The 26558-nt window shown below is 70.2% G+C and carries 23 protein-coding genes; 7 read left to right on the top strand and 16 right to left on the bottom strand.

The window, feature by feature from the left end:
* Positions 1-62: 62 nt before the first annotated feature.
* From J2848_RS28605 to J2848_RS28560, 10 genes are read right to left on the bottom strand one after another with little or no spacing between them, the layout of a single operon-like run.
* A complete protein-coding gene (locus J2848_RS28605) occupies positions 63-320 on the bottom strand; it encodes a hypothetical protein (protein ID WP_149233897.1) in 258 nt (85 codons plus the stop codon).
* Positions 320-2530 carry a chemotaxis protein CheA gene (locus J2848_RS28600; protein WP_149233898.1) on the bottom strand — a complete coding sequence of 737 codons (2211 nt, stop codon included), beginning with the start codon at positions 2528-2530 and terminating at the stop codon, positions 320-322. The genes J2848_RS28605 and J2848_RS28600 overlap by 1 nt, the downstream gene beginning before the upstream one ends.
* The gene (locus J2848_RS28595) at positions 2527-2922 is read right to left on the bottom strand and encodes a response regulator (RefSeq protein ID WP_149233899.1); all 396 of its coding nucleotides are present in this window, start codon (positions 2920-2922) and stop codon (positions 2527-2529) included. The genes J2848_RS28600 and J2848_RS28595 overlap by 4 nt, the downstream gene beginning before the upstream one ends.
* On the bottom strand, positions 2919-3797 hold the full coding sequence (locus J2848_RS28590; protein ID WP_149233900.1) for a CheR family methyltransferase: 879 nt from the start codon (positions 3795-3797) through the stop codon (positions 2919-2921). Before J2848_RS28590 ends, J2848_RS28595 begins: the two co-directional genes overlap by 4 nt.
* Before the next feature lie 2 nt (positions 3798-3799).
* A complete protein-coding gene (locus J2848_RS28585) occupies positions 3800-4447 on the bottom strand; it encodes a HEAT repeat domain-containing protein (RefSeq protein ID WP_149233901.1) in 648 nt (215 codons plus the stop codon).
* A gap of 26 nt (positions 4448-4473) precedes the next feature.
* Positions 4474-5583 carry a chemotaxis-specific protein-glutamate methyltransferase CheB gene (cheB, locus tag J2848_RS28580; RefSeq protein ID WP_149233902.1) on the bottom strand — a complete coding sequence of 370 codons (1110 nt, stop codon included), beginning with the start codon at positions 5581-5583 and terminating at the stop codon, positions 4474-4476.
* Between the two features lie 19 nt (positions 5584-5602).
* Complete coding sequence (locus tag J2848_RS28575) at positions 5603-7198, bottom strand: chemotaxis protein CheW (protein WP_246194182.1); 1596 nt, start codon at positions 7196-7198, stop codon at positions 5603-5605.
* 5 nt (positions 7199-7203) lie between these two features.
* On the bottom strand, positions 7204-9189 hold the full coding sequence (locus tag J2848_RS28570) for a methyl-accepting chemotaxis protein (protein ID WP_149233903.1): 1986 nt from the start codon (positions 9187-9189) through the stop codon (positions 7204-7206).
* A 40-nt stretch (positions 9190-9229) separates the two neighbouring features.
* Positions 9230-9898 carry a chemotaxis protein CheC gene (locus J2848_RS28565; protein WP_149233904.1) on the bottom strand — a complete coding sequence of 223 codons (669 nt, stop codon included), beginning with the start codon at positions 9896-9898 and terminating at the stop codon, positions 9230-9232.
* Between the two features lie 25 nt (positions 9899-9923).
* Positions 9924-10319 (bottom strand): response regulator transcription factor, encoded by a 396-nt coding sequence (locus tag J2848_RS28560; protein WP_149233905.1) that lies wholly within the window; start codon positions 10317-10319, stop codon positions 9924-9926.
* A gap of 211 nt (positions 10320-10530) precedes the next feature.
* Between J2848_RS28560 and J2848_RS28555 the strand changes: the two genes are divergently transcribed.
* Positions 10531-14202: a tetratricopeptide repeat protein gene (locus J2848_RS28555; RefSeq protein WP_246194183.1), complete on the top strand. Its 3672-nt coding sequence runs from the start codon at positions 10531-10533 to the stop codon at positions 14200-14202.
* On the opposite strand, the gene J2848_RS28550 is transcribed toward J2848_RS28555, so the two are convergent.
* Genes J2848_RS28550 through J2848_RS28530 form a run of 5 tightly spaced genes read right to left on the bottom strand, consistent with a single transcriptional unit; the run spans position 14174 to position 17783 of the window.
* A complete protein-coding gene (locus J2848_RS28550) occupies positions 14174-14965 on the bottom strand; it encodes a MetQ/NlpA family ABC transporter substrate-binding protein (RefSeq protein ID WP_149233907.1) in 792 nt (263 codons plus the stop codon). The genes J2848_RS28555 and J2848_RS28550 overlap by 29 nt on opposite strands.
* Positions 14966-15005: 40 nt before the next feature.
* Positions 15006-15674 (bottom strand): methionine ABC transporter permease, encoded by a 669-nt coding sequence (locus J2848_RS28545; RefSeq protein WP_042695118.1) that lies wholly within the window; start codon positions 15672-15674, stop codon positions 15006-15008.
* On the bottom strand, positions 15652-16704 hold the full coding sequence (locus J2848_RS28540; RefSeq protein WP_149233908.1) for a methionine ABC transporter ATP-binding protein: 1053 nt from the start codon (positions 16702-16704) through the stop codon (positions 15652-15654). The genes J2848_RS28545 and J2848_RS28540 overlap by 23 nt, the downstream gene beginning before the upstream one ends.
* A 43-nt stretch (positions 16705-16747) precedes the next feature.
* Positions 16748-17527 carry a MetQ/NlpA family ABC transporter substrate-binding protein gene (locus J2848_RS28535; protein WP_149233909.1) on the bottom strand — a complete coding sequence of 260 codons (780 nt, stop codon included), beginning with the start codon at positions 17525-17527 and terminating at the stop codon, positions 16748-16750.
* 55 nt (positions 17528-17582) lie between these two features.
* Entirely contained in the window at positions 17583-17783 is a 201-nt protein-coding gene (locus J2848_RS28530) for a hypothetical protein (RefSeq protein ID WP_149198674.1), read from the bottom strand.
* Positions 17784-18302: 519 nt separating this feature from the next.
* Here J2848_RS28530 and hisG point away from each other — a divergent pair.
* From hisG to J2848_RS28510, 4 genes are read left to right on the top strand one after another with little or no spacing between them, the layout of a single operon-like run.
* Complete coding sequence (gene hisG / locus J2848_RS28525; protein ID WP_412506753.1) at positions 18303-19013, top strand: ATP phosphoribosyltransferase; 711 nt, start codon at positions 18303-18305, stop codon at positions 19011-19013.
* On the top strand, positions 18997-20301 hold the full coding sequence (gene hisD / locus J2848_RS28520; RefSeq protein ID WP_149233910.1) for a histidinol dehydrogenase: 1305 nt from the start codon (positions 18997-18999) through the stop codon (positions 20299-20301). Before hisG ends, hisD begins: the two co-directional genes overlap by 17 nt.
* 37 nt (positions 20302-20338) lie before the next feature.
* Positions 20339-20824: a UPF0262 family protein gene (locus J2848_RS28515; RefSeq protein WP_149233911.1), complete on the top strand. Its 486-nt coding sequence runs from the start codon at positions 20339-20341 to the stop codon at positions 20822-20824.
* A 15-nt stretch (positions 20825-20839) separates the two neighbouring features.
* The gene (locus tag J2848_RS28510) at positions 20840-21313 is read left to right on the top strand and encodes an arsenate-mycothiol transferase ArsC (RefSeq protein ID WP_149233912.1); all 474 of its coding nucleotides are present in this window, start codon (positions 20840-20842) and stop codon (positions 21311-21313) included.
* A 22-nt stretch (positions 21314-21335) separates the two neighbouring features.
* On the opposite strand, the gene J2848_RS28505 is transcribed toward J2848_RS28510, so the two are convergent.
* Positions 21336-22514, bottom strand: coding sequence for a PepSY-associated TM helix domain-containing protein (locus J2848_RS28505; protein ID WP_246194187.1), 1179 nt, complete (start codon positions 22512-22514; stop codon positions 21336-21338).
* Between the two features lie 379 nt (positions 22515-22893).
* Here J2848_RS28505 and J2848_RS28500 point away from each other — a divergent pair, with 379 nt between their 5' ends.
* Both J2848_RS28500 and J2848_RS28495 read left to right on the top strand, forming a co-directional pair.
* Positions 22894-25230: a hybrid sensor histidine kinase/response regulator gene (locus tag J2848_RS28500; RefSeq protein WP_246194189.1), complete on the top strand. Its 2337-nt coding sequence runs from the start codon at positions 22894-22896 to the stop codon at positions 25228-25230.
* A gap of 112 nt (positions 25231-25342) precedes the next feature.
* Positions 25343-26527, top strand: a complete 1185-nt coding sequence (locus tag J2848_RS28495) for a lysozyme family protein (RefSeq protein ID WP_149233913.1) — start codon at positions 25343-25345, stop codon at positions 26525-26527.
* The last annotated feature ends 31 nt before the right edge of the window (positions 26528-26558 follow it).

Below are 26558 nucleotides of genomic sequence, written 5' to 3'. Positions count from 1 at the left end.
AAAGCCCTCATCCCCTTGTGGGATGAAAAATCCAGACTCGCACCCCCTCCCCCCCAACCTTCTCACCGGGAGGAGAGGGGGACGGCGCCGCCCAGCGCCGGACCAACCCAACCGGCCAGAAACGCATCCTCCGGACCCGCCACCACAGTCGGCCTTGCCGCCATCAGCAATTGAAGCAGCGCGGTGTGCAGCTCCGTACAGGCCGACAGATCGATGCGCGCCGCCGCCGTCGCCTCCAGCCATTCGGCGAGCGGCAGGGCATCCTCCACCGTGCAGGCGGCCTCGAAACGGGCGAGGTGGTCGTCGTAACGGATCGGCATCACAACAGCTCCCGCAGATCGAGCACAAGGATCAGTCGGCCGTCGCCCAGCACCGCCGTGCCGGCATAGCCGCGCAAGCCCCGCAGCACTCCGGTCATCGGGCGCAGCACCACGTCGGCGCGTTCGCCGACATCGTCCACCGCCACCGCGACCGGGCCGTCGCTCAGTTCGGCAAGCACGACGCAGTCGGCGGCACGCTGCCGTTCGCCCTGCACCCGCTCGTCGTCCGGCTGGCCGAGCAGGCGGCGCAGGCGGACCAGCGGCACCACCCGGTCGCGCAGCACGATGCTTTCCGCCCGCTTCACCCCGTGAATGTCGGCCCGCGGCACCCGCTGGACGCCACCGACCAGCGTCACCGGGATGCCGTAGAGCGACCCCGCCGCCTCCACCACCACGACGCGGGTGATGCTGAGCGTCAGCGGCAGAGCCAGCCGCACGCGCGTGCCGCTGCCGGGGGTCGAGGCGATCTCCACCCGGCCGCCGGCCCGTTCCACCGCCGCCCGCACCGCATCCATGCCGACGCCGCGGCCGGACAGGTCGGACACGCTGCCGGCGGTGCTGAAGCCGGGAGCGAAGACCAGCCGCACCGCGTCATCGTCGCCGAGCGCCGCGGCGGCGTCCGGGGCGAGCAGCCCCTTGGCGACGGCGACGCGGCGCATGGCGGCCGGGTCGATGCCGGCGCCGTCGTCCGATACCTCCACCACCACCCCGCCCTTGTCCTGGAAGCCGCGGACCCGCAGGGTGCCGCCCGGCGGCTTGCCTGACGCGGTCCGCCGCTCCGGCGCCTCGATGCCATGGTCCAATGCGTTGCGCACCAGATGCAGCAACGGCTCGCCCAGAACGTCGAGGATGTCCTTGTCGGCCTCCGTCTCCGCCCCCTCCAGCACCAGCTCGACCGTCTTGTCCAGCCGGCGGGCGGTGTCGCGCACCAACCGGGGCAGCGGATCGAACACGCGGGCCAGCGGCAGCAGCCGCAAGCGCAGAGCCGCATGGCGCAGGTCGCCCACAAGACTGTCCAGCCGGGCGGAGAAGGCCTTCATGTCGCGCGCCAGTTCGCCGTCCCCGGCGCGGCGGACCAGCGGCCCCAGTTGCCCCTTCATCACCGACAGCTCGCCGACCAACGCCATCAGCGCGTCCATCCGCTCCGGCTCCACCCGCAGGGCGCGGCGCGGGGCCGGGGAGGGCGCGGGAGCGGCGGGCCGCGGTTCGGCATCGGTCGGCTTGTCCGCCGGTCCGTCGGCCAGGAAGCGGCGCAGGGTCCCGCCATCGGCACAGGCGGTCTCCACGGCGGCGCGCTCCGCCGGGCGCCCCAGCGCGGTCAGGATCGCGGTAACGGTGCGGGCAACCGCGGCGCGGCGGGATTGGCGCTCAGCGGTGCCACCGGGCAGGTCGAGGATGCGCGCCTGCTCCTCCAGCATCGCCGCCGCCAGCGAGTCCGGCGGTGCCGCAACGGGTGACGGCACGACAGGCGCCAGCGTGACGCTGCCGATCCGCACCTGATCGGGCACGCTGCGGAAGGCCGGCGTCACCGCCTCCACCCCGGCGCCGCTCAGCGCGCGGAAGCGCAGGATGCAGCGGTAGGGGTCCATCTGCGCCAGGGGCGGCAGCGGCTCCGTCGGCTCGATCCGCATCAGCCGCAGGTCGGGCACCCGGCGGAACAGCGCCAGCGGGTCGTCGCCGGTGAAGAAGCATTCCGGATCGGGTGTGTAGTCGATGACGGTCAACGCCCCCTCGCCCACCGCACCCCGCTCGTCTCCGGTCAGCGTCGCCACCCAGGGGAAGGCATCCGACTGCCCATCCGGCTGCCCGGCACCGGCGGCAGCATCCCCATCCGCCGAGCCGCCGGACAGCCCGCGCACCAACGTTTCCGCCGCCGCCGCATCGGCGGGCAGCGCACCGGTCTCCTCCAGCGCCGCCACCCAGCGGGCGCATTGGTCGAGCGCGCGGAACAGCCGGTCGGCCAGTTCCGGCGTCATGCCGCGCCGGCCGTCGCGCAGCAGCGACAGCGTGTCCTCCCCGGCATGGACCAGCCGGGTGAAGGGCGCCATGTCGAACAGGGCGCTCGACCCCTTCAGGGTGTGGAAGGCGCGGAACAGCTCGTCCACCGACGCGCGGTCGGCCGGGTCGCGCTCCAACGCCAGCAGGGCGGCGCCTGCCGTCTCCAGCAGTTCCTGCGCCTCGACGACGAACTGGTCGAACAGCTCGCTCATGGCGCACCCTCCGCATCGACGGGACGGCCGGTCAGCAGCCGCGCCGCCTCCACCAGCACCTCCGGCCGCGGCGGCTTGACGATGTACCAGTTGGCGCCGGCCAGAAGCGCCTGTTCACGGTCGCTGTCCTTCGATTCGGTGCTGATCATGATGGCCGGCACGTCGCGCAGGCTCGGGTCGCGGCGCAGGACGCGCAGCATGGTGTAACCGTCCATCTTGCGCATGTTGACGTCGACGATCACCAGATCGGGGGGGGCCGCCATGGCGCGTTCCAGCCCTTCGATGCCGTTCACCGCCTCGTCCACCACGAAGCCGTCGGCCTCCAGCACGCGACGGCTGAAGGCACGGACGGTCACGGCGTCGTCCACCACCAGCACACGCGGCCCGCTCACGCTCCACCCCCATCCACCGGCTTCTGGTAGAGGATGGCGTCGGGGAAGCGGCGCGGGACGAAGAGCGAGGACATGCGGCTCATGCTTTCCGAATGGCCGAGGCAGACGAAGCCGCCCGGCGCCAGGGCATCGTGGAACATGCTCGCCGCCTCCCGTCGGCCCAGATCGTCGAAATAGATCAGCAGATTGCGGCAAAAGATCACGTCGATCCCGCGAAAGGTCCGCACCTGCCGCGGGTCGGCGATGTTGACCAGCGAGAAATCGACCGAGTCCCGCAGATCCTCGACGATCTGCCAGCGCGGCCCGCCGGCCTCCGCCGCCCCGGGCAGCGGCTGGAAATATTTGGCGCGCAGATGGACCGGCAACCCTTGCAGGGCGCGCTCGTCATAGATGCCCGCGCGCGCACGGTCGAGCACGGCGCTGTCGATGTCGGATGCCAGCAGCTCGATCTCGTAATCGTCCACCCGGCTCCAGTTTTCCAGCAGCATGATGGCGACGGAATAGGGCTCCTCCCCGGTGGCGCAGCCGGCCGACCAGATGCGCAGCCGCGAGCCCTTCGGCCGTCCCCGCACCAGTTCGTCGAGGACGGAGTTCACCAGACAGTCAAACTGGTACTTCTCGCGGAAGAAATAGGTCTCGTTCACCGTCATCAGGTTGACAAGCCGTTGAAGCTCCTCCCCCGACGCCTGGAAGCGCAGCAGGTTCATATAGGCGCGCAGATCCGCCGCCCCGACCGCCTGCATGCGAGTGGCGACGCGGCGATCGACGAAATAGCGCTTGGCCTCGGTGAAGGACAGGCCGGTGCGGTCCCGCAGAAAGCCGCAGAGCGTCGCATAATCCTCCGGGGACAGGCCTTGCGGCTCGGCATCGGTCACTGTCACCCACCGCGGAAACTGGAACGGGCGGCATCGACGGCGAAGGCGACGAAGGCGTCGCCGGGAAAGCGGCGGGCCAGCGTCTCCAGGCTGGACAGCGCTTCCGGACTGCCGGCCTCGGCCAGCGCCTCCACAGCGGCGAGGCAGACATTCACGTCGGCGTCACGCTCCATCACCCGTGCCAGCCAGTCGGCCCGTCCAAAGGTAGAATCGCCGGGATGGACGAGGCTGCCCAGCCCCTGCACCGCGAAGATGCGCAGGTCGGCGTCGGCATGGTCGAGCAGCGGCAGCAGCGCCGGGGCGGCGACCTCCGCCGGCATCTGCTGCAGGCTTTCCAGAGCGGCGTTGCGCAACGCCGCATCCTCGCGGTCGAGAAAGGGGACCAAGGCCGCCGCCGCGTCGGGGGTGGCGATCCGGGCGAGTGCGGTCAGGATGGCCTCGCGCACGCCGGCATCCCCCTCCGCCTGAAGCCGGCGGGCCAGCGCCGCCTCCGCACCCGGAACCACCGCATGGCCCAGCGCGTGAGCGGCACCGCGGCGCACCGCGGCGTCGGCATCCTCCAGCGCTGCCAGCGGATCGCGCGCAGCCTCGGATCCGGTGGGCCCAGCCGGGCTGGTTTCCGGAGCGGCCTTCTTCTTCACCAGCCCCATGGCGTCACTCCTTCCCTATTCCGGCCTTACCCAATTCCGGCCCGCCGGGGGGCAGGCATCAGCCAGCGGGTCAGCTGGCCGGCGATCCGGTCCGACGGCAGCACGATATTGGCCCCGCCGCGCCGGATCAGCTCCTGCGGCATGCCGAAGACGACGGCGCTGTCCTCCGACTCCGCGACGGTGCGGCCGCCGCGGGCGTGAAGTTCCGTCATCGATACCGCCCCGTCATTGCCCATCCCGGTCAGCAGCACGCCCACCAGCCGCTCCGGCGGCAGCAGCCGCAGGGCGCTGGTCACCAGCCGGTCGGCATTGGGGTGCCAGGGCCGGTCGGGCGAAGCCGGGACGCTGACCGCCTGCAACCGCCCGCCGCGCCGCGCCAGCTCCACGTCGGCGCCGCCGCGGGCGATGCAGATCATGCCCGGCTCCAGCACCGTCGCCCGCTCCACCTCCACCACCCGCAGGGCGCACAGCTCGTCCAAACGGCGGGCCAGCGTCGCGGTGAAGGCGACCGGCATATGCTGCGCCACCACCACCGGCCAGGGGAAGCCGGCCGGCAGCAGCGGCAGGATGTCCTCCAGCGTGCTGGGACCACCGGTGGAGACGCCGACCAGCACCACCCCCTCGCCCTCGCCGCCCACCGCCACGCCCGCGGCCGACACCGCCGGCTGCAACGCCTCGGATGACACGAAATCCTCTCCGGCGATGCGGGCACGGGCCAGCCGCAGCCGCTCGCGCAGCCCCCGTACCCGGCGCGGGCGGGAGGATGCGGCGGCGCGCACCGTCTCCACCAGTTCCTCGCCGATGCGGCCGATGGAGCCGGCGGCCGGCTTCTGCACCGCCTCCACCGCACCCAGCCGCAAGGCCTCCAGCGTCTCCTCCGCCCCCGCCCCGGTGAGGGCGGAGACCATGACGACCGGCTTGGGATGCTCCACCATGATGCGGGCAAGGCAGGTCAGCCCGTCCATGCCGGGCATGGTAATGTCCAGCGTCACCACGTCCGGGTCGACGACCGGCAGGCGGGCCAGGGCCTCCTCCCCCGTCGCGGCGGTCTCTACCCGGAATCCAGCCTCGCCGAGCAGATCCGCGATGCGCCGGCGCATCAATGCGGAATCGTCGACCACCAGGACCGTCAGCACGCCGTCCCCCCTCCAACGATCATTGCGGGGTAACGAACAGGTCGGCCAGCCGGTCCATGTCGAGCAGGCTGTCCGCGTCCATCAGCAGGATCAGGCGGGCGCCGGCCGCGGAGTCCAGCGTCGCCACCCGGCGGATCAGCCGCCGCTGCGCCGCCGACACCGCCGGGGCCGGACCGATCCGTTCCGCCGGGACCGCCAGCAGGCCGGACAGCCCGTCCACCAGCAACCCAACCAGCAGCCCGTCGCGCCCGACCACCACCACCCGCCCGCGTTCCAGCCCGGAAGCCGAGTTGGCCACGGCGGCCGGCAGGTTCAGCAGCCGGCGCTGGTCGATCAGCGGCAGCACCTCGCCGCGCAAGGTCAGAACACCGGCGACGAAGTCGGGCGCGTTGGGAAGCGGCGTGATGCTGTCGGGCCGGCGCAGCACCTCGCGCACGGCGGATACCGGCAGGCCGTATTCCGCCCCGGCGAGGCGGAAGACGACGAAGCGTTCCCCACCCCCGTACCCCTCCGCAGGCAGCACCGGTTCCATCCCGTTTCCCTCCCCGCCCGCATCGGCGGCGAGCGCCGCGCCGTGGCGGAACAGCCGCTCCGCCGAAAGAACCGAGACCAGCCGCCGTCCACCGCCGTTCCCGCCATCCGCTCTGGCGATGCCGTCCAGATCCTCGAACTCCGGCTCGCGGGCCAGCAGCGGCGGCACCGGGTCGATCAGCGCCGGGTCGAGCCGCAGGATCTCGCGCACCTCGTCCACCAGCACCCCGACCGGCGCCTGCCCGCCTCTGGATGTCCCAAGGCCGGAGCGCACCACGACGACGCGGCGACCGGCGGCCTGTTCGCCGGCCGTGTCCAGCCCGAACAGGGCGCGCAATCCCACCAGAGGCAGCAGCCGGTCGCGCACCGCCATCACCCCCAGCAGATGCGCCTTGGCCCGCGCCATGCGGGCGACCTCGCTCGGGGCCGGCAGAATCTCGCGCACCCGGTCCACCGGCAGGGCGAATTCCTGCCCGGCGACCCCGAACACCAGCAGGGTCTGCCGGTCGAGCCCGACCGCCGACGCCGTCTCCCTGACCGTCGCTGGTCCTAAGCCGACCGCAGCGGCTCCCCGATCAGCCCGCTCCGCCTCGGCCCCGTCACCGAACTGGCGGTCGATCAGCGTGTCCAGCTTCAGGATGGTGGCCGGGCCGTCGCGCAGCAGACCGTCCAGCAGGACGGGGTCGAGCCCGCCCTCCTCCTGCGTCACCGGGTCGATGCGGTCGGGATCGGTGCGCAGGATGCCGGCCATGGCGTCCACCCGCAGCCCCACCGGCTGGCCGCGATGCCCGACCAGCACCACGCGCGTCTCCCGCGTGGCGGGTACTCCGCCCTGCCGGTCCAATGCTCCGGCCCCCAGTGCCTTCCCAAGGTCGAGCACCGGCACGGCCTCGCCATGCCACTGCGCCAGCCCGTCCAGGCTGGGCGGCCCGAGTGGGATGCGCACCAGCTCCGGCAGCCGGATCACCGCGCGGACCGCCGCCAGCGGCAGGGCGAGCCGCAGCTCGCTGACCATCACCGTGACGAAGGCGAGGGCGCTGCCGTCCCCCCCGCCATCCCCCTGGCCTGCCGCGTCCCCGGCCACGGCGGTCAAACCGCGCCCAGCAGGCTGTCGGCCATCGCCGCGATCTCCTCGATCGCCGACGCCAGCTCTTCGGCCCCCTTCGCCTGTTCCCGCGCGGCCTTGGCGGCTTCGGAACCGGCGAGGTTCGCGGCGGCGGCGGCGGCGGCCACCTGCTCCACCCCGACGCGGGTCTCGCGCAGGGCGTTGGTGGTCTCGGTGGCGGCGTCCAGGATCTCGCGGCTGCCGGCGGTGACCACCCGCAGTTCCTGCGCGCCGGCGGTCAGGGTGACGCCGAAGGCGCGGTGGCGGGCGATCTCCGTCACCGCCGTCGCCGATACCTCCTCCACGTCGCGGCGCACCCGCATCATCTGGTCCTGGATGTCGCGGACGATGTCCTTCACCCGTTCGGCACTGTCTGCGCTGTCGCCGGCCAGCTTGCGGATGTCGCCGCTGACCACGGTGAAGCCGCGGCCGAACTCCCCCGACCGTGCCGCTTCGATGGAGCCGCTGACCGCCAGCATGCCGGTCTGGATGGCGACGATGGCGATGGCGTCCACCACCTTGTCGATGCGCCGGCCGATCCGCTCCAGCGCGTCCAGCCGATCGCCTGCCCGGCGGGCGGACTCCACCGCCTCCAGCACGCCGTCGGCCAGCCGGTCGACGGTGTCGCGGGTCTCGCCCAGCAGCCCCTCCATCGCGGTGCAGCGTTCCACCGACTCGCCGGCCCTGCCGGCGGCCAGCGTCGCCGCGGCGTCGATCTCGGCAATGGCCGAGGCCAGCTGGTGGGTGGCGGCGCTCTGCGACTGCGCCCCGGCGGAGATCTGGCCGATGGCGGTCATGATCTGGGCCGCCCCCCGGTTGATCTCCTCGATGGCGGCCGACAGCTCCTCGGCAGCCGATGCCAGTTCGTCGGCGGTGGCGGCGAGATCGGCGGTGCCTTCCAGATCCTCGGCCAGTTCGGACAGCTGGCCGGCGGCGCGCTGGCTCTGGGCCAGGGCGAGGGCCTGCTCGCCAGCGGTCCTCAGCGCCTCCTCGGCGGCGGCGGACTGCTCCTCGGCGCTGGCGGCGATGGTCTCCGCCCCGCGCAGCGCCTCGCGCGCGGCCTGATCGGCCTCGACGGCGGCACGGATGGTCTCCTGCGCGCCCTGGACGATGGTGGTCATGTCCGACCGCACGCCCTCCAACTGCCGGACGATCTCGCGCCCGCGCTCCACCTCCGCCTTGGCGGCGTCGGACGAGGCGACGATGCCGGCGGCGATCGCCGCGACAGCCTCCTGGATTTCCGCGACCATCGCCTGGATGTCGTTGGCGCTGCGTTCCGACCGTTCGGCCAGCGCCTGCACCTCGTCGGCGACGACGGCGAAACCCTTGCCGGCCTCCCCCGCCCGTGCCGCCTCAATGGCGGCGTTCAGCGCCAGCAGATTGGTCTGGTCGGCGATGGCGGCGACGCTCTGCACGATGGCGCCGATCTCCTGCGCCCGGGCCTCCAGGTCGCGGACCAGCCTGACGGAAGCCTCCTGCCGTTCGGCAGCGCGGACGATGCCGTCGATGGAAGACAGGATCTGGCCGCTGACATCCTTCAGCGTCACCTGCAAGGCTTCGACCCGCAGCACCGCCTGCTCCGCCGTGCCGCGCGAGCGGGTCAGCAGCTCCGACGCGCGGCCGATCATGCGCTGGCTCTGCTGGGTGGCACCGGCCGATTCCTCGGCCCCGGCAGCGATCCGCTCCATCGCCCGGCGCAGTTGCTCCGCCGCCGCCGCCGCCTGGGTGACGCCGCTCGCCAGTTCGGTGGAGGCGGCGGCGATGCCGCTGGCGGCCTGCCGACGGCGCGAATCGGCGCGTGCCCGGCGGCGCTGCGGCGCGCCAGGCGCAACGGCAGCAGCAGAGACGGCGGGCGCGATGGCGGCCTCGGCAGCGGACCGCTCCAGCCCCTCTTCGGCGGCCTCGGCGGCACCGGGCCTGGTCCGGGCGGTGCGCGCCGTGTCGATCTTGGTCTTTTTGATGAGTGCCATGGTCCTTCCGCGCCCTTCCAGCCGGTTCTTCTTGTTGCCGTTACGCGACCAGCCGCCCGATATAGCGGCCCAGCGTCGCCTGAAGCGTCCCCGCGGAGCCGGCGTCGAGCAGCAGGACGACCCGCCCGCCAACCCCGCCCCCATCATTGCCTCCGTCGCCGCCCCCATCTCCCCTGGGCAGGCTGGTGCGCAGGTCGATGTGGAACAGCACGGCCGCACCCTCCACCACCCCCTCCACGGTCGGAACCGCCCCCGAACAGCCCCGCAGGATCTCCGCCGCACCGCCGCGGAACACCGCCGGCAGTCCGGTTTCGACCGGTTCGCCCAGCAGGTTGGCGATCTGAGCCAGCGCGCTGTTCAGCACGACGTTGCCCAGTTCCGCCAGCACCTCGTCCTCCAGCGCCGGTGCATCCTCGGCCGCAACGTCGGGCGGCAGGGCGGCGCGCACCAGCGGCAGGCTGCCGGCCTGGGGGAAGACCAGCAGGGCGCATCCCGAGAACAGGCCGCCCAGCGTTTCCGAGATGCCGACCAGCGGCGGTATCAGCGCCCGGTCCAGCAGCCTGGCCACCGCGTCCGGCGGCACCATCTCCACCGTCGGGACCGACAGGGTCACCAGCCCGCCCAGCATGCGGCCGAGCGCCGTCGATGCCCGGCCGATACCGATGTTGCCCAGTTCGGCCAGCGCGTCGCGCTCCAGATCGCTCAGCATGGCCTGTTCTCTTGGCTGGGGCCGCTCACTCCGGCGCGGCCTGGGTGGAGCGGCGTGGCGGCAGGGCGGTGGAGTTCAGGAAGCGGGTGACCTGCTCCTCTTCCAGCGGCTTCGGCATGAAGGCGGCGCCGACCGCGCGGATACCGGACACCACCGCATCCTGGGCATTGGCGGTGATGATGGCGATGTGGACGTCCGGGTGGCTTTGGCGCAGCTTCGCCGCGGTCTCCACGCCATTGTCGCCGGGCATGTTGTAATCGATGATCGCAACATCGACCGGCGTGTCCTGCAAAATCCTGAAGAGTTCGTCGCCGTTCGCAGCCTCGACCACCGCCCAGTCGGGCTTGTTGCGCAAGACCATTGCCCGCACATGCATGCGCGAAAGCTTGCTGTCGTCGACGATGATTGCAGTCTTACCCAAGATATACGCCTTTTGGATGGAAATCGGTCAAAGAAGCCGAATTGAACGAAAGTATACAGATTGAAGAGCATCACACCAGCCCTCTTAATTGCTTGTGAGATTTTGCCTGGGCGTCATCCGGCGGACTCATGCTATCGAGACGCTGCGTCCCTCCCGATCCGGCCACCGCCCCATGCCGCCCTCCGCCGACCCCGCCAGACCCTCCGCCAGATTGGCCACCCTCCTGCGCGAGGCGCTGGCCTACCACCGCGCCGGCAATCTGGACGGGGCGGAGCACACCTATCGCGCCATGCTGGCCGCCGACGGCCGGAATGCCGATGCTCTGCACCTGCTGGGCGTGCTGCACCACCAGCGCGGCCTGGAGGACGAGGCGGTCCATCTGATCGGACAGGCCATCGCCCGCCGCCCCGGTATGGCGGAACAGCACGCCAACCTCGGCCTTGCCCTCCACGCGCTGGGCCGGCTGGCGGAGGCGGAGGCGGAATACCGCCGGGCGCTCGCCCTGCGCGAAGCCTATGCGGAGGCGCACAACAGCCTGGGCAGCGCCTTGCAGGAGCAGAACCGGCTGGCGGAGGCCGCCGTCCATTACCGCCGCGCCCTGGACCTGAATGCCGGCTATGCCGAGGCCTGGGCCAATCTCGGCACCCTGCTGCGGGCGCAGGACGACTATGCGCAGGCGGAAACGGCGCTGCGCCACGCCCTGCGGCTCGATCCCGGCCATGCCACCGCCCTGACCAATCTCGGCGTCGTGCTGAAGGAGACCGGCCGCAGCGCCGAGGCCGAGGCGGCGCACCTGGAGTCCCTGCGGCTTGCCCCCGACGATGCCGAGACGATGGTGAATCTCGCCCTGCTGCGCGAGGCGCAGGGGCGCGGCGAGGAGGCGGAGTCGCTCTATGCCCAGGCGCTGATCCACGCCCCCGGCTTCGCGCTCGCCCGCTGGAACCTCGCCCTGCGGCTGCTCGGCCGGGGCCGGCTGGCGGAGGGCTGGCAGGAATATGAGGCGCGCTTCGCCTCCCGCCGGGTATCGGCCGGGCGCAGCCTCTCCCTGCCGGCCTGGGATGGTGCTCCCGGCGGGCGTCTTCTGGTCTGGCGTGAGCAGGGGTTGGGTGACGAGCTGATGTTCGGCACCATTCTGCCCGACCTTGTGGAACGGTTCGGGCCGGAAACGCTGGTCATCGAGGTCGATCCCCGCCTGACCGGGCTGATCGGCCGCGCCCTGCCCGGCGTCACGGTGCGGGCGCAGACGGCCAATCCCACCAATTCTGATTCCACAGGCGCCGACGCCCACCTGCCGATGGGATCGCTGCCCCGGCTGCTGCGCCCTACGCTGGCCGACTTCCCCGCCCGGCCGTCCTGGCTGACGCCCGATCCGCTGCGGCTGGCAGACTGGCGCGGGCGGCTGGCGGCGCTCGGGCCGGGCCTGCGCGTCGGCATCTGCTGGGGCAGCCAGAATATGCTGGGGGAGCGCAAGGCCTCCTACACCACACTCGCCGACTGGGCGCCGCTGCTGATCCTGCCCGGCCTGATCCCGGTCACCCTGCAATATGACGGGCGCGAGGCGGAGATCGCCGCGACCGAAGCCGCCCTCGGTCTGCGCATCCACCGCTGGCCCGGCACCGATCTGAAGAGCGACCTGGAGGGTGTGGCGGCACTGATCGCCAATCTCGACCTCGTGGTGACGGTGGCGAGTTCGGTGGGCGAGATGGCGGGCGCCTTGGGCGTGCCGGTCTGGCGCTTCGGCCCGGCGGGCGACTGGACGGCGCTCGGCAGCGGCGTGCGGCCCTGGTTCCCCTCCATGCGGCTGTGGAGCGCGACGCCCGGCGAGAGGCTGGCGGACGTGCTGACCCGCATGGCGGCCCACCTTTGCCGGCTGCTCCCAGCTTTACCCGTCCCAGCTTTACCCGTCCGAGAGTGGCTGGCCGAGGCGCGGGCGCTCCATGACGGCGGCCGCTGGCCGGAAGCGGAAAAGGCCTATCAGCGCATCCTTGATCAGGGCGGCGAAGTGCCGGCCGCGCTGGAGGGTTACGCCCTGCTTGGCCATCAGGCCGGCCGTCCCGACATCGCCGCCGCCCTGCTGACCCGCGCCATCGCAGCGGAGCCGACCGCCGACCGCCACAAGCGCCGTGCCCAGGCCCACCAGGAGATGGGCGCCCTGGCCAAGGCCGAAGCCGACTGGCTGGCCGCCGCCACGCTGGCGCCCGACGATATCGAGGCGCTCGGCAATCTCGGCGCCCTGCGCCTGTCCCGCGGGGCGGCGCCTGAGGCGGCGGAGGCGACCGACGCGGCCCTGCGGCTCGCCCCCTTCCATGCCGGGCTATGGACCAATGCCGGGCTGGCGCGGCAGGCTTTGGGCGAAGCGGGCCAGCCCTTCTTCCAGCGGGCGCTCGCCCTCGACCCCGCTTTGGCGGAGGCCTGGACCGCCCTGTCGGCCGAAGCCCTGCGCGATCCCGATCATGCCGCCGGGGCGGAGCGCACCGCTCACCGCGCCCTGTGCCTGCGCCCCGGCGACCCGGCGGCGGTCAGCAATCTGGGATTGGCCGTCCTGGCGCAAGACCGCCCGGCGGAGGCGGTGGCTTATCTGCGTCTGGCGCTATGGGGCCGGCCGGGCGATCTCGGCACGCTGGGCAACCTCGCCCTGGCGCTGGAGCGGGCCGCCGACGGGACCGCCGCCGGGCTGGCTTGGTGGCGGGTGATCCTGTTCGCCCCCGGAACCGGCGCCGGCTGGGCTGGGCTGGCCGACCTGCGGCAGCGCCAGGGCCGGCTCGACGCCGCGTTGAAGGGCTGGGGCCGCGCCCTGGTGCTGGAGCCCGAACGGGCGGAGTGGCGCTACAACCAGGGCAACGCCCTGCACGCCGCCGGCCGGCCGGCCGAGGCCGATGCCGCCTATCGGCAAGCGGTCGAGGATGACCCGGCCTTGACGCTCGCCGCCTTCAACCGCGGCTACGCAGCGCTGGCGCGGGGAGAGCTTGCCGCCGGCTGGACCGGTCTGGAGGCCCGCTTCGCCGCCGGCCGGGCCTTGCCGGACCGGCGCTTCCGCATTCCCGCCTGGAACGGCGGCGACCTGACCGGAAAGACGGTTCTGGTCTGGCGCGAACAGGGGGTGGGCGACGAGCTGATGTACAGCGCCTGCTACCCCGACCTGATTGCACGCGCCAGCCGCGTAATTGTGGAATGCGAGCCGCGGCTGGCGGCGCTGTTCGCGCGCTCCTTCCCGCTGGCGGTGGTGCGCGCCGCGACGGAGGATCCGGTGGATGCCGATTTCCACGTCCCGGCGGGGTCGCTGCCTTTGCGGCTGGGCTGGGGATTGGACGGCTTTGCAAAGCAGGGCGGATGGCTGTGCCCGGACGAGGCGGCGGTGGAGCGGTGGCGGGGTTGGCTGGATGGTTTAGGTGGCGACGATCGCCCCCTGACCGTCGGCCTCTGCTGGCGCAGCAGCCTGCGCAGCGCGTTGCGCGACGCCAACTACGCCCCGCTGACCGACTGGGCGCCGATCCTCACCCTACCCGGCCTGCGCCTGATCAACCTGCAATATGACGACTGCGAAGCCGAACTCGCCAACGCCGAACGGCGCTTCGGCATCGCCATCCACCGCCCGCCGCTCGACCTAAAAAACGACCTCGACGGCGCCGCGGCCCTGACGGCGGCACTGGATCTGGTGATCTCCGCCGGAACGTCGGTGGCGGAGATGGCGGGCGCGCTCGGCGTGCCGGTCTGGCGGATCGGGCCGGCGGGGGACTGGACGGCGCTCGGCACCGGCTGCCGGCCCTGGTATCCGTCGATGCGGCTGTTCGGGCCACGACCGGGTGGGACGCTCGGCGACGCGCTGGGCGCCGCCGGGCGTGCCCTTACAGATCTCAGAATGCCGGAACCACGGCGTTCTTGAACTTGGTGAGGATGAATTCCTTCACCTCGGGGCTGTTGTAGGCCTTCACCAGCTTGGCGACCCAGGGCTTGTCCTTGTCGGCCTTGCGCACGGCGATGACGTTGGCATAGGGGCTCTCGGCCGACTCACGCGCGATGGCGTCCTTGACCGGGTCGATGCCGGCCTCCAGCGCGAAGTTGGTGTTGATGGCGGCGGCGGTCACGTCGTCCAGCGAGCGCGGCAGCTGGGCGGCGTCCAGTTCGACGATCTCCAGCTTCTTCGGATTCTCGACGATGTCGATCGGCGAGGCCTTGAGAGTACCGCCGTCCTTCAGCTTGATCAGCCCCTTGGCCTGCAACAGCAGCAGGACGCGGCCGCCGTTGGTCGGGTCGTTGGGGATGGCGAACTTGGCGCCCGTCGGCAGTTCCTCCAGGCTCTTCACCTTCTTGGAATAGATGCCGATCGGATAGACCACCGTCTTGCCGACGCTGACCAGATCGAAACCGCGATCCTTCACCTGATTGTCCAGATAGGGCTGGTGCTGGAAGCTGTTGGCGTCCAGGTCGCCGCCGGCCAGCGCCTGGTTGGGGATGACGTAGTCGGTGAATTCCAGGATCTGGATGTCCAGCCCGTCCTTGGCGGCGATGGGCTTCACCGCTTCCAGGATCTGGGCATGCGGACCGGCGGTGACGCCGACCTTGATGGTCTCGGCGGAAGCGCCAAAGGCAAAGGCCATGGTGGCGGCGCCGGCCAACAATGACGCCAGCGAACGGAAGCGCAGCATCTCGAACACTCCTCGGGTTTCTTGGATCAGGTTTTTGGGATTAGGATTTCAGATTGCGTTTGTTGACGCGGCGGGCGATCAGGTCACCCGTCGACTGGACGATCTGCACCAGCACGATCAGCACGATCACCACCGCCAGCATCACCTCCGGCAGGAAGCGCTGATAGCCGTAGCGGATGCCGAGATCGCCCAGGCCGCCACCGCCGACCGCACCCACCATGGCGGAATAGCCGATCAGGCTGACCGCCGACAGGGTCAGGCCGGCGACGATGCCAGGCAGGGCTTCCGGCAGCAGCACCTTGCGGATGATCTGGAAGGGCGTGGCGCCCATCGCCTGCGCCGCCTCGACCAGTCCGCGGTCGACCTCGCGCACCGCATTCTCCACCACGCGGGCGATGAAGGGGGCGGCGGCGACGGTCAGCGGCACGATGGCGGCGTTGGTGCCGATGGAGGTGCCGGCGATCAGCCGGGTGAAGGGGATGATCGCCACCACCAGGATAATGAAGGGGGTGGAGCGGGTCATGTTGACCACCGCCCCCATCACCTTGTTGAAGGCGAAATTCTGCAACAGCTCGCCCCGGCCGGTGACGGCCAGCATCACGCCGATGGGCAGGCCGATCAGCGTCCCGATGGCCCCCGACACCGCCACCATCTGCAGCGTGTCGATCAGCCCCTTGATCAGCAGGTCAATGATTTGCGGGGAGAGCATGGCCCAACACCTCGACACCCAGATTGTTCTCTTTCACCAGCGCCATGGCGGCCTCGACCTTGGCCTGATCGCCCAGCGCCTCCACCACCAGCGTGCCGAAGGGGGCACCCTGGATCTCATCGATCTGGCCGTGCCAGATGTTCAGATCCAGGTTCAGCTGGCGGCTGATCGCGCTGATGACCGGGGTGGTCGCCTTCTCGCCGGTGAAGGTGATGCGCAGCACCGGGTTGCTCCCCAGGCCGGGCTGGGGCGACAGCCGGCCGCGCAGGCTGTCGGGGATGCCGCGGTTGATGACGGGATCGACGAAGCTGCGGGTGGTCGGGTGCTGCGGGTGGGCGAAGATGTCGAAGACCGGTCCCTGCTCGATCACCCGGCCGCCCTCCATCACCGCCACCTTGTGGCAGATCTCCTTGATGACGGCGATCTCATGGGTGATCAGCACGATGGTCAGGCCGAGCCGCCGGTTGATGTCGGCCAGCAGATGCAGGATCTGCGTCGTCGTCTCCGGGTCGAGCGCCGAGGTCGCCTCGTCCGACAGCAGCACCTTCGGCTTGCTGGCGAGCGCGCGGGCGATGCCGACGCGCTGCTTCTGCCCGCCCGACAGTTCCGCCGGGTAGCGGTCGCGCTTGTCGGCCAGCCCGACGAGGTCGAGCAGCGGCTCCACCGTCTTCCGGATCTCGGCCCTGGCCATGCCGGCCAGTTCCAGCGGCAGCGCCACATTGTCGAAGACGGTGCGCGAGGACAGCAGGTTGAAATGCTGGAAGATCATGCCGATCGAATGGCGGGCCTTGCGCAGCTCCGCCGCCGACAGGGCGGTCATCTCCACCCCGTCCACCGTGACGCTGCCCGAGGTGGGGCTTTCCAGCAGGTTGACCGTGCGCAGCAGGGTGGACTTGCCGGCGCCCGACCGGCCGATGATCCCGAAGACCTCGCCGCGTCCGATGGAAAGGTCGATGTCCGCCAGCGCGTGGACCGGAGCCCCGCCGCCGCGCGCGGCGTAAGTCTTACGAATGTTTGTTAGCGTTATCATCATTTATTCGGCAAAAGGGGACGTCCAGCGTCCCCCAGCCCCCTCACCAAGTCGGAATGATGGAACCGTTGAAGCGCGTTTCGATAAACTGCCGCACTTCGGGCGAACGATACAGCGCAATGAAGCGCTTGATCGTCGGGTCTTCCATGCGATCCTTGCGGACCGCCCACACCAGGTTCCACTTGGACTGGTCATCCTCCAGCAGCAGGGCCTTCTTCGGCTCCAGCCCGGCCAGCACGGCATAGTTGAGGGTGATGACCGACGCATCCACGTCGTCGAGCGAGCGCGGAAGCTGGGCGGCGTCCAGTTCCACCAGCTTGATGCCCTTCGGGTTGGCGACGTCGGCGATGCCGGTGTTCAGCCCCGCCCCGTCCTTCAGCCCGATCACGCCGGCCTTGGCCAGCAGAAACAGGGCGCGGGCGCCGTTGGTGGGATCATTGGGGATCGACACCGACGCCCCCGGCTTCAGGTCGGCCAGCGCCTTGACCTTGCTGCTGTAGACGCCCATCGGCACCACGACGCTCTTGGCGACGGAGACGATGTCGTAACCGCGCTGCTTCACCTGATTGTCGAGGAAGGGCTGGTGCTGGAAGTTGTTGGCGTCGATGTCGCCGGCCTGGAGCGCCGCATTGGGCATGTTCCAGTCGGTGAACTCGATCACCTGCGCCTCGATCCCTTCCTTGGCGGCCAGCTTGGCGGTGAATTCCAGGATCTCGCCATAGGGGCCGGCCGACACGCCGAGCTTCAGCGGGGCGGCGAAAGCGGAGGTCGCGGCGGTCAGCAGGCCGGCGGCGACGGCCACCGACATCAGGATACGCTTCATGGGGGCTTTCCTCAGGATTCTATCGGGTGGGCTTTTATAAAAGGCCTGGGGGTCTTCAGCGGCGGCGGGTGTCGGGCAGCCGGCTGTAATGCTGGTGGGCGGCGCGCTGGGCCTGTCCGACATTGCGGAAGACGCGGCGGTCGAGATCGCGGAAAGCCCAATCGGACACGAAGAAGGTGAAGCCGCCGCGTTCGGCGACGACGATGCCGGCGGAACGGCCCTGGACTTCGATGGCATAGGCGTTGGCGTGGGTCATGGCGAGGCTCTCCCCTGGGCGCGGTTGGCCCCCGGCAAGGCGGGGCTGCGGCGCGAATGCGTTCAGGACTGGCTGATGTGCGGGATGGGCGCTGTGTTTCTGGGCCGCGGGATCAGCGGCAACACAGGCCCGAACGCATCATGCAGGCCGGGGAAGCGGTCCGACGCACGAAGGGGGGAGTGGAAACTCGCGAAGTCATTCCGGTCTCTCCTTCTTGAAGAGGTCCACGACCGGTATCGTGGCGCTTTAGCGTTTGGTGACGCGGCGCAAGCTGCAGAAGTCAAATTGCCGCGGGATGCCCCGACGGGGCGTCCATGGGTTTTATCTACTCTTTCAATGGGGTTTGGTCAAACCCATTTTTTCAGCTTGTGTGAAATTTCTCATTAGGCAAAGAAAATCCGTAAAATTTCTGCGTCGCGACAGTGACAGGTGACGGGCGCGTGGAATGTGCTATCTATCGCGGCGATGGTTCATCCGGGGCTCCCACACCGCCCCGGCGAGCGATGCGAGGAGAGTGTTTTGTCCGCCGATACCAGCGCCCTGGGCTTGCCGGCCGCCGAGGTTCCTGTCGACGATCAGCTCGTGCTGGCCCTGCCCAAGGGCCGCATCCTGAAAGAGCTGCGCCCGTTGCTGAGCCATGCCGGCATCCATCCGGAGCCGGCCTTCGACGACGACAGGAGCCGGCTTCTGCGCTTCGCCACCAATGTGCCGAACCTCAGCATCATCCGCGTCCGCTCCTTCGACGTGGCGACCTTCGTCGCCTTCGGCGCCGCCCATCTGGGCGTGGCGGGCAACGACGTGCTGATGGAGTTCGACTATCCGGAAATCTACGCCCCGCTCGATCTCGGCATCGGCGCCTGCCGCCTGTCGGTCGCCGAACCGGCGGAGATGCTGGAGAGCGACGATCCGTCACGCTGGAGCCATGTGCGCGTCGCCACCAAATACCCGGAGGTGACCAAGCGCCACTTCGCTGCCCGCGGCGTCCAGGCCGAATGCGTCAAGCTGAACGGCGCCATGGAGCTGGCGCCGACGCTGGGCCTGTGCCGCCGCATCGTCGATCTGGTCTCCACCGGCTCGACGCTGAAGGCCAACGGGCTGGTGGAGGTTGAGCACATCGCCGACGTCACCTCGCGCCTGATCGTCAACCGCGCCGCCTTCAAGACGCGGACGGCCGAGATTTCTCAGTGGATCGACAAGTTCCGGGAGGCGGTGAATGCCCGTCAGGCTTGATATTCGCGACGCGGAGTTCGCTGCCGGCTTCGAGGCGCTGCTGCACGCCAAGCGCGAGGCCAGCGAGGATGTCCAGACGCTGGTCGCCGGTGTCATCGAGCAGGTGCGCACCCGCGGCGACGCCGCCCTGATCGACTACACCGCCCGCTGGGACCGCCAGACCCTGACGGCCGACACCCTGCGCATCGGCCGGGACGAGATCGACGCCGCCACCGCGAAATGCTCCGCTGAAACGCTGGAGGCGCTCGACCTCGCCGCCGCGCGGATCGAGGACTTCCACCGCCGCCAGATCCCGGAGGTCACCGACTACCGCGACGCCGCCGGCGTGCGGCTGGGGGCGCGCTGGACCCCGGTCGGCGCCGTCGGCCTCTATGTGCCGGGCGGCACCGCCTCCTACCCGTCCTCGGTGCTGATGAACGCCCTGCCGGCCAAGGTCGCCGGCGTGGAGCGCGTCGTCATGGTGGTGCCGACGCCGGACGGGGCGATCAACCCATTGGTGCTGGCCGCCGCCAGGCGTTGCGGCATCGACGAGATCTACCGCATCGGCGGCGCCCAGGCGGTCGCGGCGCTGGCCCACGGCACGGCGACGATCCGGCCGGTCGACAAGATCGTCGGCCCCGGCAACGCCTTCGTCGCCGCCGCCAAGCGGCAGGTCTACGGTCTCGTCGGCATCGACAGCATCGCTGGTCCATCGGAGATCCTGGTGGTCGCCGATGGGAAGAACGATCCGGCCTGGATCGCCATGGACCTGCTGTCGCAGGCCGAACACGACACCTCCGCCCAGTCGATCCTGATCACCGACGATGCCGCCTTCGCCGACGCGGTCGCCTCGGCGGTGGACAAACATCTGGAGACGCTGCCGCGCACGGCGATCGCCGGGGAAAGCTGGCGGGAGCATGGCGCCATCGTCCTGGTTGGCGACCTGACGGCCGACGCGCCGGCCCTGGTCGACCGGCTGGCGCCCGAACATCTGGAACTGGCGGTGGAGGATCCGGACGCGCTGACGGCAAAGATCCGCAATGCCGGCGCCATCTTCCTCGGCCGCTACACGCCGGAGGCCATCGGCGATTACGTCGCCGGTCCCAACCACGTGCTGCCGACGGCGCGCAGCGCCCGCTTCTCCTCCGGCCTCAACGTGCTGGACTTCATGAAGCGGACGACCTTCGTCGCCTGCGACGCCGACAGCCTGCGCGCCATCGGCCCGGCAGCGGTGACGCTGGCGATGGCCGAAGGGCTGGAGGCGCATGCGCGCTCCGTCGCCCAGCGGCTGCCAGACTATAAAGATTAAGGCCTATAAAGACTAAAAACAGCGGGGGAGGCGGGGCGTGACGACGGCAAAGAGCAAGCGGCGCATCACCCATGTGACGCTCGACGAGCGGAGTGTCGTCCGCCACAAGCCGGAGGTCGAGCATGAGCGGGCCGTCGCCATCTTCGACCTGCTTGAAGACAACGAGTTCTGCCCGTGCGACTTCACGGAGGATGGGCCGTACCACCTGCATTTGTCGATCGAGGACAACCGTCTGGTCTTCGACATCCGGCGCGAGGACAACAGCGAACTCGACCGGCTGCTGCTGCCGATCACCGGCTTCCGGTCGATCGTCCGCGATTACTTCCTGATCTGCGAGAGCTATTACGCCGCTATCAAGCGGTCGACGCCCTCGCAGATCGAAGCCATCGACATGGGCCGCCGCGGCCTGCACAACGAGGGGTCCGAGATGCTGCGCGAACGGCTGGCCGGCAAGGTGGAGATGGACCTGCAGACCGCGCGCCGGCTGTTCACGCTGATCTGCGTCCTGCATATCCGCGGCTGACGGCACGGGCGGCGCATGGCCATGGCGGCGACCCCGGTCCTCATCCCTCTGCCGGTGACGAGCGTCTTGTTCGCCTGCACCTACAACATGATCCGTTCGCCGATGGCGGCGGCGATGATGCGCCATTACCACGGCGCGCGCGTCTATGTGGATTCGGTGGGCGTCCGCGAGGGCGACGAGGTCGATCCCTTCGCCGTCGCGGTGATGGAGGAGATCGGCATCGATATCTCCAGGCACCGCTGCCGCACCTTTGAGGATCTGGAAGACACCAATTTCGACCTGATCGTCTCGCTGTCGCCAGAGGCGCAGCACCGCGCCATCGAGATGACGCGCACCATGGCCTGCGACGTCGAGTTCTGGAACACCTTCGACCCCACCCTGGTCGACGGCACCCGCGACGCCATGCTGGAAGCTTACCGTCACGTCCGCGACGGTCTGCTGGCCAGGGTAAAGCAACGCTTCCCCCTGACCCGTGGGCCGACGGTCTGACGGCTTGGCGGTTTAACGGCTGTCAGCCGCCCCGCGCCGGCCGCGTCCGCTTCTTCTGGCGCCAACGCACGATACCGGTGGCCAGCATCAGCGCCGGCAGCAGACCGGCCACCGCCACCAGGATGCGGCAGCACAGGCCGAAGCACTCGCCGTTGTGCAGCGGATGCTGCCAGCCGAAAAAGGCGTCGCCGAAGGTCCAGCGGGTGGGATCGCGGAAATCCATGATCGTGCCGTCGCCGCTATTCACCCAGACGCTGGTCTTGGGGAAGCGCCAGCCAGGCTCGCCGGCCTGGAACAGGCGGATGTGATAAGCCCCTCCGGCCTGCCCCGGCACCTCGACCCAGCGCGGTTCGGCCCGGGGGAAGCGGGCGAGCGCCGCGGCGAGCGCCGCATCGGCCCCGACCACCGTCCCGCCTTGTGCGGAGGACTGTGCGGAGGAGAGGGCGGGCGCTGCCGTCACGGGGGACAGCCGCTCCACCACCGGCTTCACCCAGTCCGGCCGCTCCATGACGATTCCCGTCACGATCAGCGGCAGCAGGACGACGAGACCGTAGACCCCCGCCAGCACATGGATGTCGAACACCTGCCGGACGAAGCCGGAGCGCAGCCGGGGCTGCAAGGCCCGGCCCCACTTTCCCGCCGCCGGCCACCAGAGATAGACCCCGGTGGCGAGAATCAGCAGGCTGCCGACCCCGCCCAGCGCCATCACCAGCTGCCCGCTGTCGCCAGCCAGCAGCAGGTAATGCAGATCATAGATCCAGGTCATCGCCGTCCGGCCCCAGAAGCGGGAGGACAGCACCTCCCCGCTGTAGGGGTTCACCGCAACCATCAGCGGGGCGAAGGACTTGCCCGCCGTCTCCTCCGGCTTCATGTAGCGGGCCATGATCGGATGATCCGGCGCATGGGGAAGCTCCAGCCGCCAGCCGCCGCTGCGCGCCGGATGGGCCTCGCGCAGAACCTGCACCACGTGGTCCAGCGGCACCGGATCGCCCCGGCTCTCCCCCTGTCCTGCCGACACCACCAGTTCCGGCGTCAGCATGCGGTCGATGTCGACATAGAAGACCAGCAGACTGCCGGTCAGCGCGGTCAGCGCCAGCAGCGCCCCCACCGCCAGCCCCAGCGTCAGGTGGGCCATCAGCATGAAGCGACGCACCCGCTGCCGTGACAAGCCGGGGAAGATGCCGGCTCCCCAGCCGGCCACCTCAGGGTTAGCCGCCGCGGTGGCCGAACCTGCGGCCGCTAACCCTGAGACGGCCGGCCGTGCCGGATTGATTCTGTGCTCGCTTTCCGTGTGCATTGGGAGGGTTCCTTGACCTGGAGTCGGCGCAATGCCCGAACCATCTCCGAAGCGCGTCCCGCCGCCCTTGACGGCCGTCAAATGATCGCGGAGGCTCCATACGGTCATGCGGCCCTCCACACGGGATGGTCGGTAATAAATTTGGTATTCTTCAACTTTTTACGCGGCGCTCTGTTCACATTGCATCCCCGCCAGTGCTATTGAGCTGTGTCATCGCAACGCGCCGCGCGACGCTATAGGCTCGGGGGCGTCGACGAACATTCCCGCGGAGAGCCATCCATCCATGCCCGCCGGTCTGATGCCCCGCCTGCTCCGCGCCTTCAGCCCGCGCAGCCTGCGCGCGCGCCTGATGGGCGTGGTGCTGGCCTCGCTGGCGCTGCCGCTGGCGGGCGCGCTCTACCTCGCCGACCAGCAGCTCGACGACCGCATCGACGCCGCGCGCGAACTGGCTCTGCATCTGGCCGACGACGGGGTGGAGCGCCAGCACGACCTGATCGGCGAGGCGCGCAACCTGCTCGGCGTGCTGTCGCTGGTGCCGGCGATCCGCAACGCCACGCCGGACCAAACCGACGCCTGCGTCGCCACCCTGGCGCCGATGCCGCGCCAGCACCGCTGGACCACCGGCGTCTGGCTGACCGACGCCGACGGCAACATCATCTGCGACACCACCGGCCCCGGTGCCGGCATCTCGCTGCGGGAGCGTGAGTATTTCCAGCGCGTGCTGGACACCAAAAGCTGGGTGGTCAGCGATTTCATCATCGGCAAGCGCTCGCTGAAGCCGCTGATCATCGTCGCCAGCCCGATCATCGAGGACGGGCGGATCGTCCGCGTGATGGGCGTGGCGGTGGACCTGACCTGGCTGACCGATCTGGTCAAGGTGCTGAAGCAGCCGGACGCCCGCGTCATGGTCCTGGACCGCCACGGCGTGATCGTCGCCCGCCAGCCCGATCCGGAAGGCTGGCTGAACCGCAACGTCGGCCAGATGCCGCATGTCCGGCAGATGCTGAAGGAAAAGGACGGAACGCTGGACGCCGAAAGCGCCGACGGCCGCGGTCGGCTGTGGGCCTTCCGCCATTCCGACGAGACCGACACCGTCTTCGCCGTCGGCATGCCGACCGGCCCGATCCTGGCGGAGGCGCGGCGCGACCTGTGGCAGAGCCTGGGCCTGCTGGCCATCGCGGCGCTGGTCAGCGTCACCGCCCTGTGGGTGCTGCTGCGGGCGTCGGTCCTGCGCTGGGTGTGGGAACTGGGCAGTGCGGCGACCCGCATCGGCGACGGCGGCGGCGGCACCATGATCGAGGCGGACCGCGCGCCCCACGAATTCCGCGTCGTTTCCCACGCCTTCAACCACATGTCGCGCCGCCTGAAGCAGCGCGAGCAGGAATTGCGTTCCGCCATGGAGGAAGCGCGCGCCGGCAGCCGCGCCAAGGAGGAATTCCTCGCCACCATGAGCCACGAAATCCGCACGCCGATGAATGGGGTGATCGGATTCGCGGAAATGCTGCTGGAAACCCCGCTGACCGCGGAACAGCGGCGCTACGCCTCGCAGGTGCGCGATGCCGGGCGGTCGCTGCTGACCGTCATCAACGACGTGCTCGACCTGTCGAAGCTGGAGGCGGGGCGGCTCGATCTGGTCAGCGTGCCCTTCCGGCTGGACGATCTGGCCGACCGCTGCGTCGCCATCGTCCGGCTGGCCGCGGAACAGAAGGGGCTGGAGTTGCAGACCAGCATCTCCGCCACCGCCCGCGGCTTCGTCATGGGCGATCCCGACCGTCTGCGCCAGATCCTGCTGAACCTGCTCAGCAACGCGGTGAAATTCACCGACCGCGGTTCGGTCCGCCTGACGGTGAAGGCGGTCGAGGACAGCGGCAAGGGTGCCCGCATCTGCACCTTCACCGTCACCGACACCGGCATCGGCATCGCCCCCGAGCGGCAGCGCGACCTGTTCCAGCGCTTCACCCAGCTGGAACGCGGGCGCGGCGGCACCGGGCTGGGGCTGGCGATCTGCCGCCGGCTGGTGGAACTGATGGGCGGCGAGGTCGGCATGGAAAGCCGGATCGGCTCCGGCAGCACCTTCTGGTTCTCGCTGCCGCTGCTGCCCGCCGGCAACGCCGCGATCCAGCCCGACAATGCCATCCTGTCCGGTGCCGAGTTCGGCCCCACGAGGGCCCGCATCCTTCTGGCGGAGGATCTGGCGATGAACCGCGATCTGGCGGTGACCATGCTGACCAAGGCGGGCCACCATGTCGATGCGGTGGACGACGGTGCCGCCGCGGTGGCCGCGGTGCAGGAACAGTCCTACGACCTCGTGCTGATGGACGTGCAGATGCCGGTGATGGACGGGCTGGAGGCCACCCGCCGCATCCGTGCCCTGCCCGGCCCGGTGGGCGGCATCCCCATCCTGGCCCTGACTGCCGGCGTGATGCAGATCGAGGTCGAACGCTGTTTGCAGGCGGGCATGAACGCCCATCTGGCCAAGCCGCTGGAAAAGACCAAGCTGCTGGCCGCCATCGGCCGCTGGGCGCGCATGGCGCATCGCGACGATCCGCATCTTGACGACCTGCCCTCCGCTGACAGTCAGGACGATGCCCCGCGTCCACAGTTGATCGCACATCGCTGACGAGTCGGTGCTATAGTGCCTTCGCCCGTCCGGCCACGCTCACGCTCAACGGGCGTGGACGGGCGGGGGGTTCTCCCGGCTGGCCCGGCCGGTCCGCAGCGAAGTGTGTGCCATGAAGGTTGCGCAGCCCCCTCTCGCCCCCGTTCCGGAGCGCAAGCCCGACGTCTCTCCGGTGCTGGCCCCCACGCTGGCCGACGGCACCGTCGGCGAGCCGTCCTTCCGCGACACGCTGGTCCAGACCACCAGGCCCGGTTCCGGAACCGTGCCGGTCGGCCGGCCGGCGAACGGCCAGAAGACGCCGCCCCTGCCGACTGCCAAGCCGACGGCCCCGATCCTGCTGAGCGACGGCACCCAGGTCCCGCTGCCGGCGGCTAAGCCGGTCACCCCCATCCGCCTCGCCGACGGCACGACGGTGCCGGTTCCCGCCGCCAAGCCGGAAGCGCCGGTCCTGCTGGCCTTCGACTCCGCGGCCGGGGAAACCGCACCGCCGCGCGCGCCCTTGCCTGGATTGAAGCCGGCGGCACCGACACGGACTCCGGTTCAAACCCCGACACCAAGCTCCGCCAAGGTGGCGGAAACGGTGAAGGCCGTGGCCGCCGAGGATCCGGCCGCCACGCGGGTGCTGGTCGCCTCGCAGCAGGTCGCCGGCCTGTCGGGCCACAGCTTCACCGCCATCCTCGCCCAGGCCACCCAGGAAAGCGGGCTGGACAGCGCGGCGAAGAACAGCCGCAGCTCCGCCGCCGGCCCGTTCCAGTTCCTCGAATCGACCTGGCTCGACCTGTTCCGCCGCCATGGCGCCGCCTATGGCCAGGGCGAGCTGGCCTCGCACATCCAGGTCCGCAACGGCGTGTCCAGCGTCAAGGATCCGGCGATCCGCCGCCAGATCCTGGAGCTGCGCCACGACGTCGACCTGTCGGCCGGCATGGCCGCCCGGTATCTGGCCGAAGGGCGCGAGGCGCTGGAAAAGCGGCTGGGCCGCCCGGCCAGCGAATCGGAAAGCCGCATGGCCTATGTCCTGGGCTCCGGCGGGGCGGCGAAGCTGATCCGCGCCGCCGAATCGACACCGGGTGCCGTCGCCGCCGACCTGTTGCCCAGTGCGGCGAAGGCCAATCACAACCTGTTCCACGACCGCTCCACCGGCCGCGCCCTGAGTGCGGCGGAAACCGTCAGCCGCCTGACCCGCCGTATGGAGATCGACCAGCGCGAGATGTTCGCGGCGATCGGCAAGGCGGTGGACCAGCCGCGCCGCCTGGAAGAAGGCGGTGCATCGCCGCTCAACCCCTATCAGTCGGTCTGACGCAAGGGCTCAGCGGTAGTTCCAGCGGACA

This window comes from Azospirillum lipoferum (genome assembly GCF_024170005.1).
GTDB lineage: Bacteria > Pseudomonadota > Alphaproteobacteria > Azospirillales > Azospirillaceae > Azospirillum > Azospirillum lipoferum.
This window is presented reverse-complemented; position numbering and strand designations above follow the sequence as displayed.

What these genes read in the sequence shown, in the direction of transcription:
- J2848_RS28605 (WP_149233897.1), bottom strand. Translation starts at nt 320, where the DNA reads ATGCCGATCCGTTACGACGACCACCTCGCCCGTTTCGAGGCCGCCTGC.
- J2848_RS28600 (WP_149233898.1), bottom strand. Translation starts at nt 2,530, where the DNA reads ATGAGCGAGCTGTTCGACCAGTTCGTCGTCGAGGCGCAGGAACTGCTG.
- J2848_RS28585 (WP_149233901.1), bottom strand. Translation starts at nt 4,447, where the DNA reads ATGGGGCTGGTGAAGAAGAAGGCCGCTCCGGAAACCAGCCCGGCTGGG.
- J2848_RS28570 (WP_149233903.1), bottom strand. Translation starts at nt 9,189, where the DNA reads ATGGCACTCATCAAAAAGACCAAGATCGACACGGCGCGCACCGCCCGG.
- J2848_RS28565 (WP_149233904.1), bottom strand. Translation starts at nt 9,898, where the DNA reads ATGCTGAGCGATCTGGAGCGCGACGCGCTGGCCGAACTGGGCAACATC.
- J2848_RS28550 (WP_149233907.1), bottom strand. Translation starts at nt 14,965, where the DNA reads ATGCTGCGCTTCCGTTCGCTGGCGTCATTGTTGGCCGGCGCCGCCACC.
- J2848_RS28545 (WP_042695118.1), bottom strand. Translation starts at nt 15,674, where the DNA reads ATGCTCTCCCCGCAAATCATTGACCTGCTGATCAAGGGGCTGATCGAC.
- J2848_RS28540 (WP_149233908.1), bottom strand. Translation starts at nt 16,704, where the DNA reads ATGATAACGCTAACAAACATTCGTAAGACTTACGCCGCGCGCGGCGGC.
- J2848_RS28535 (WP_149233909.1), bottom strand. Translation starts at nt 17,527, where the DNA reads ATGAAGCGTATCCTGATGTCGGTGGCCGTCGCCGCCGGCCTGCTGACC.
- J2848_RS28530 (WP_149198674.1), bottom strand. Translation starts at nt 17,783, where the DNA reads ATGACCCACGCCAACGCCTATGCCATCGAAGTCCAGGGCCGTTCCGCC.
- hisD (WP_149233910.1), top strand. Translation starts at nt 18,997, where the DNA reads ATGCCCGTCAGGCTTGATATTCGCGACGCGGAGTTCGCTGCCGGCTTC.
- J2848_RS28510 (WP_149233912.1), top strand. Translation starts at nt 20,840, where the DNA reads ATGGCCATGGCGGCGACCCCGGTCCTCATCCCTCTGCCGGTGACGAGC.
- J2848_RS28500 (WP_246194189.1), top strand. Translation starts at nt 22,894, where the DNA reads ATGCCCGCCGGTCTGATGCCCCGCCTGCTCCGCGCCTTCAGCCCGCGC.
- J2848_RS28495 (WP_149233913.1), top strand. Translation starts at nt 25,343, where the DNA reads ATGAAGGTTGCGCAGCCCCCTCTCGCCCCCGTTCCGGAGCGCAAGCCC.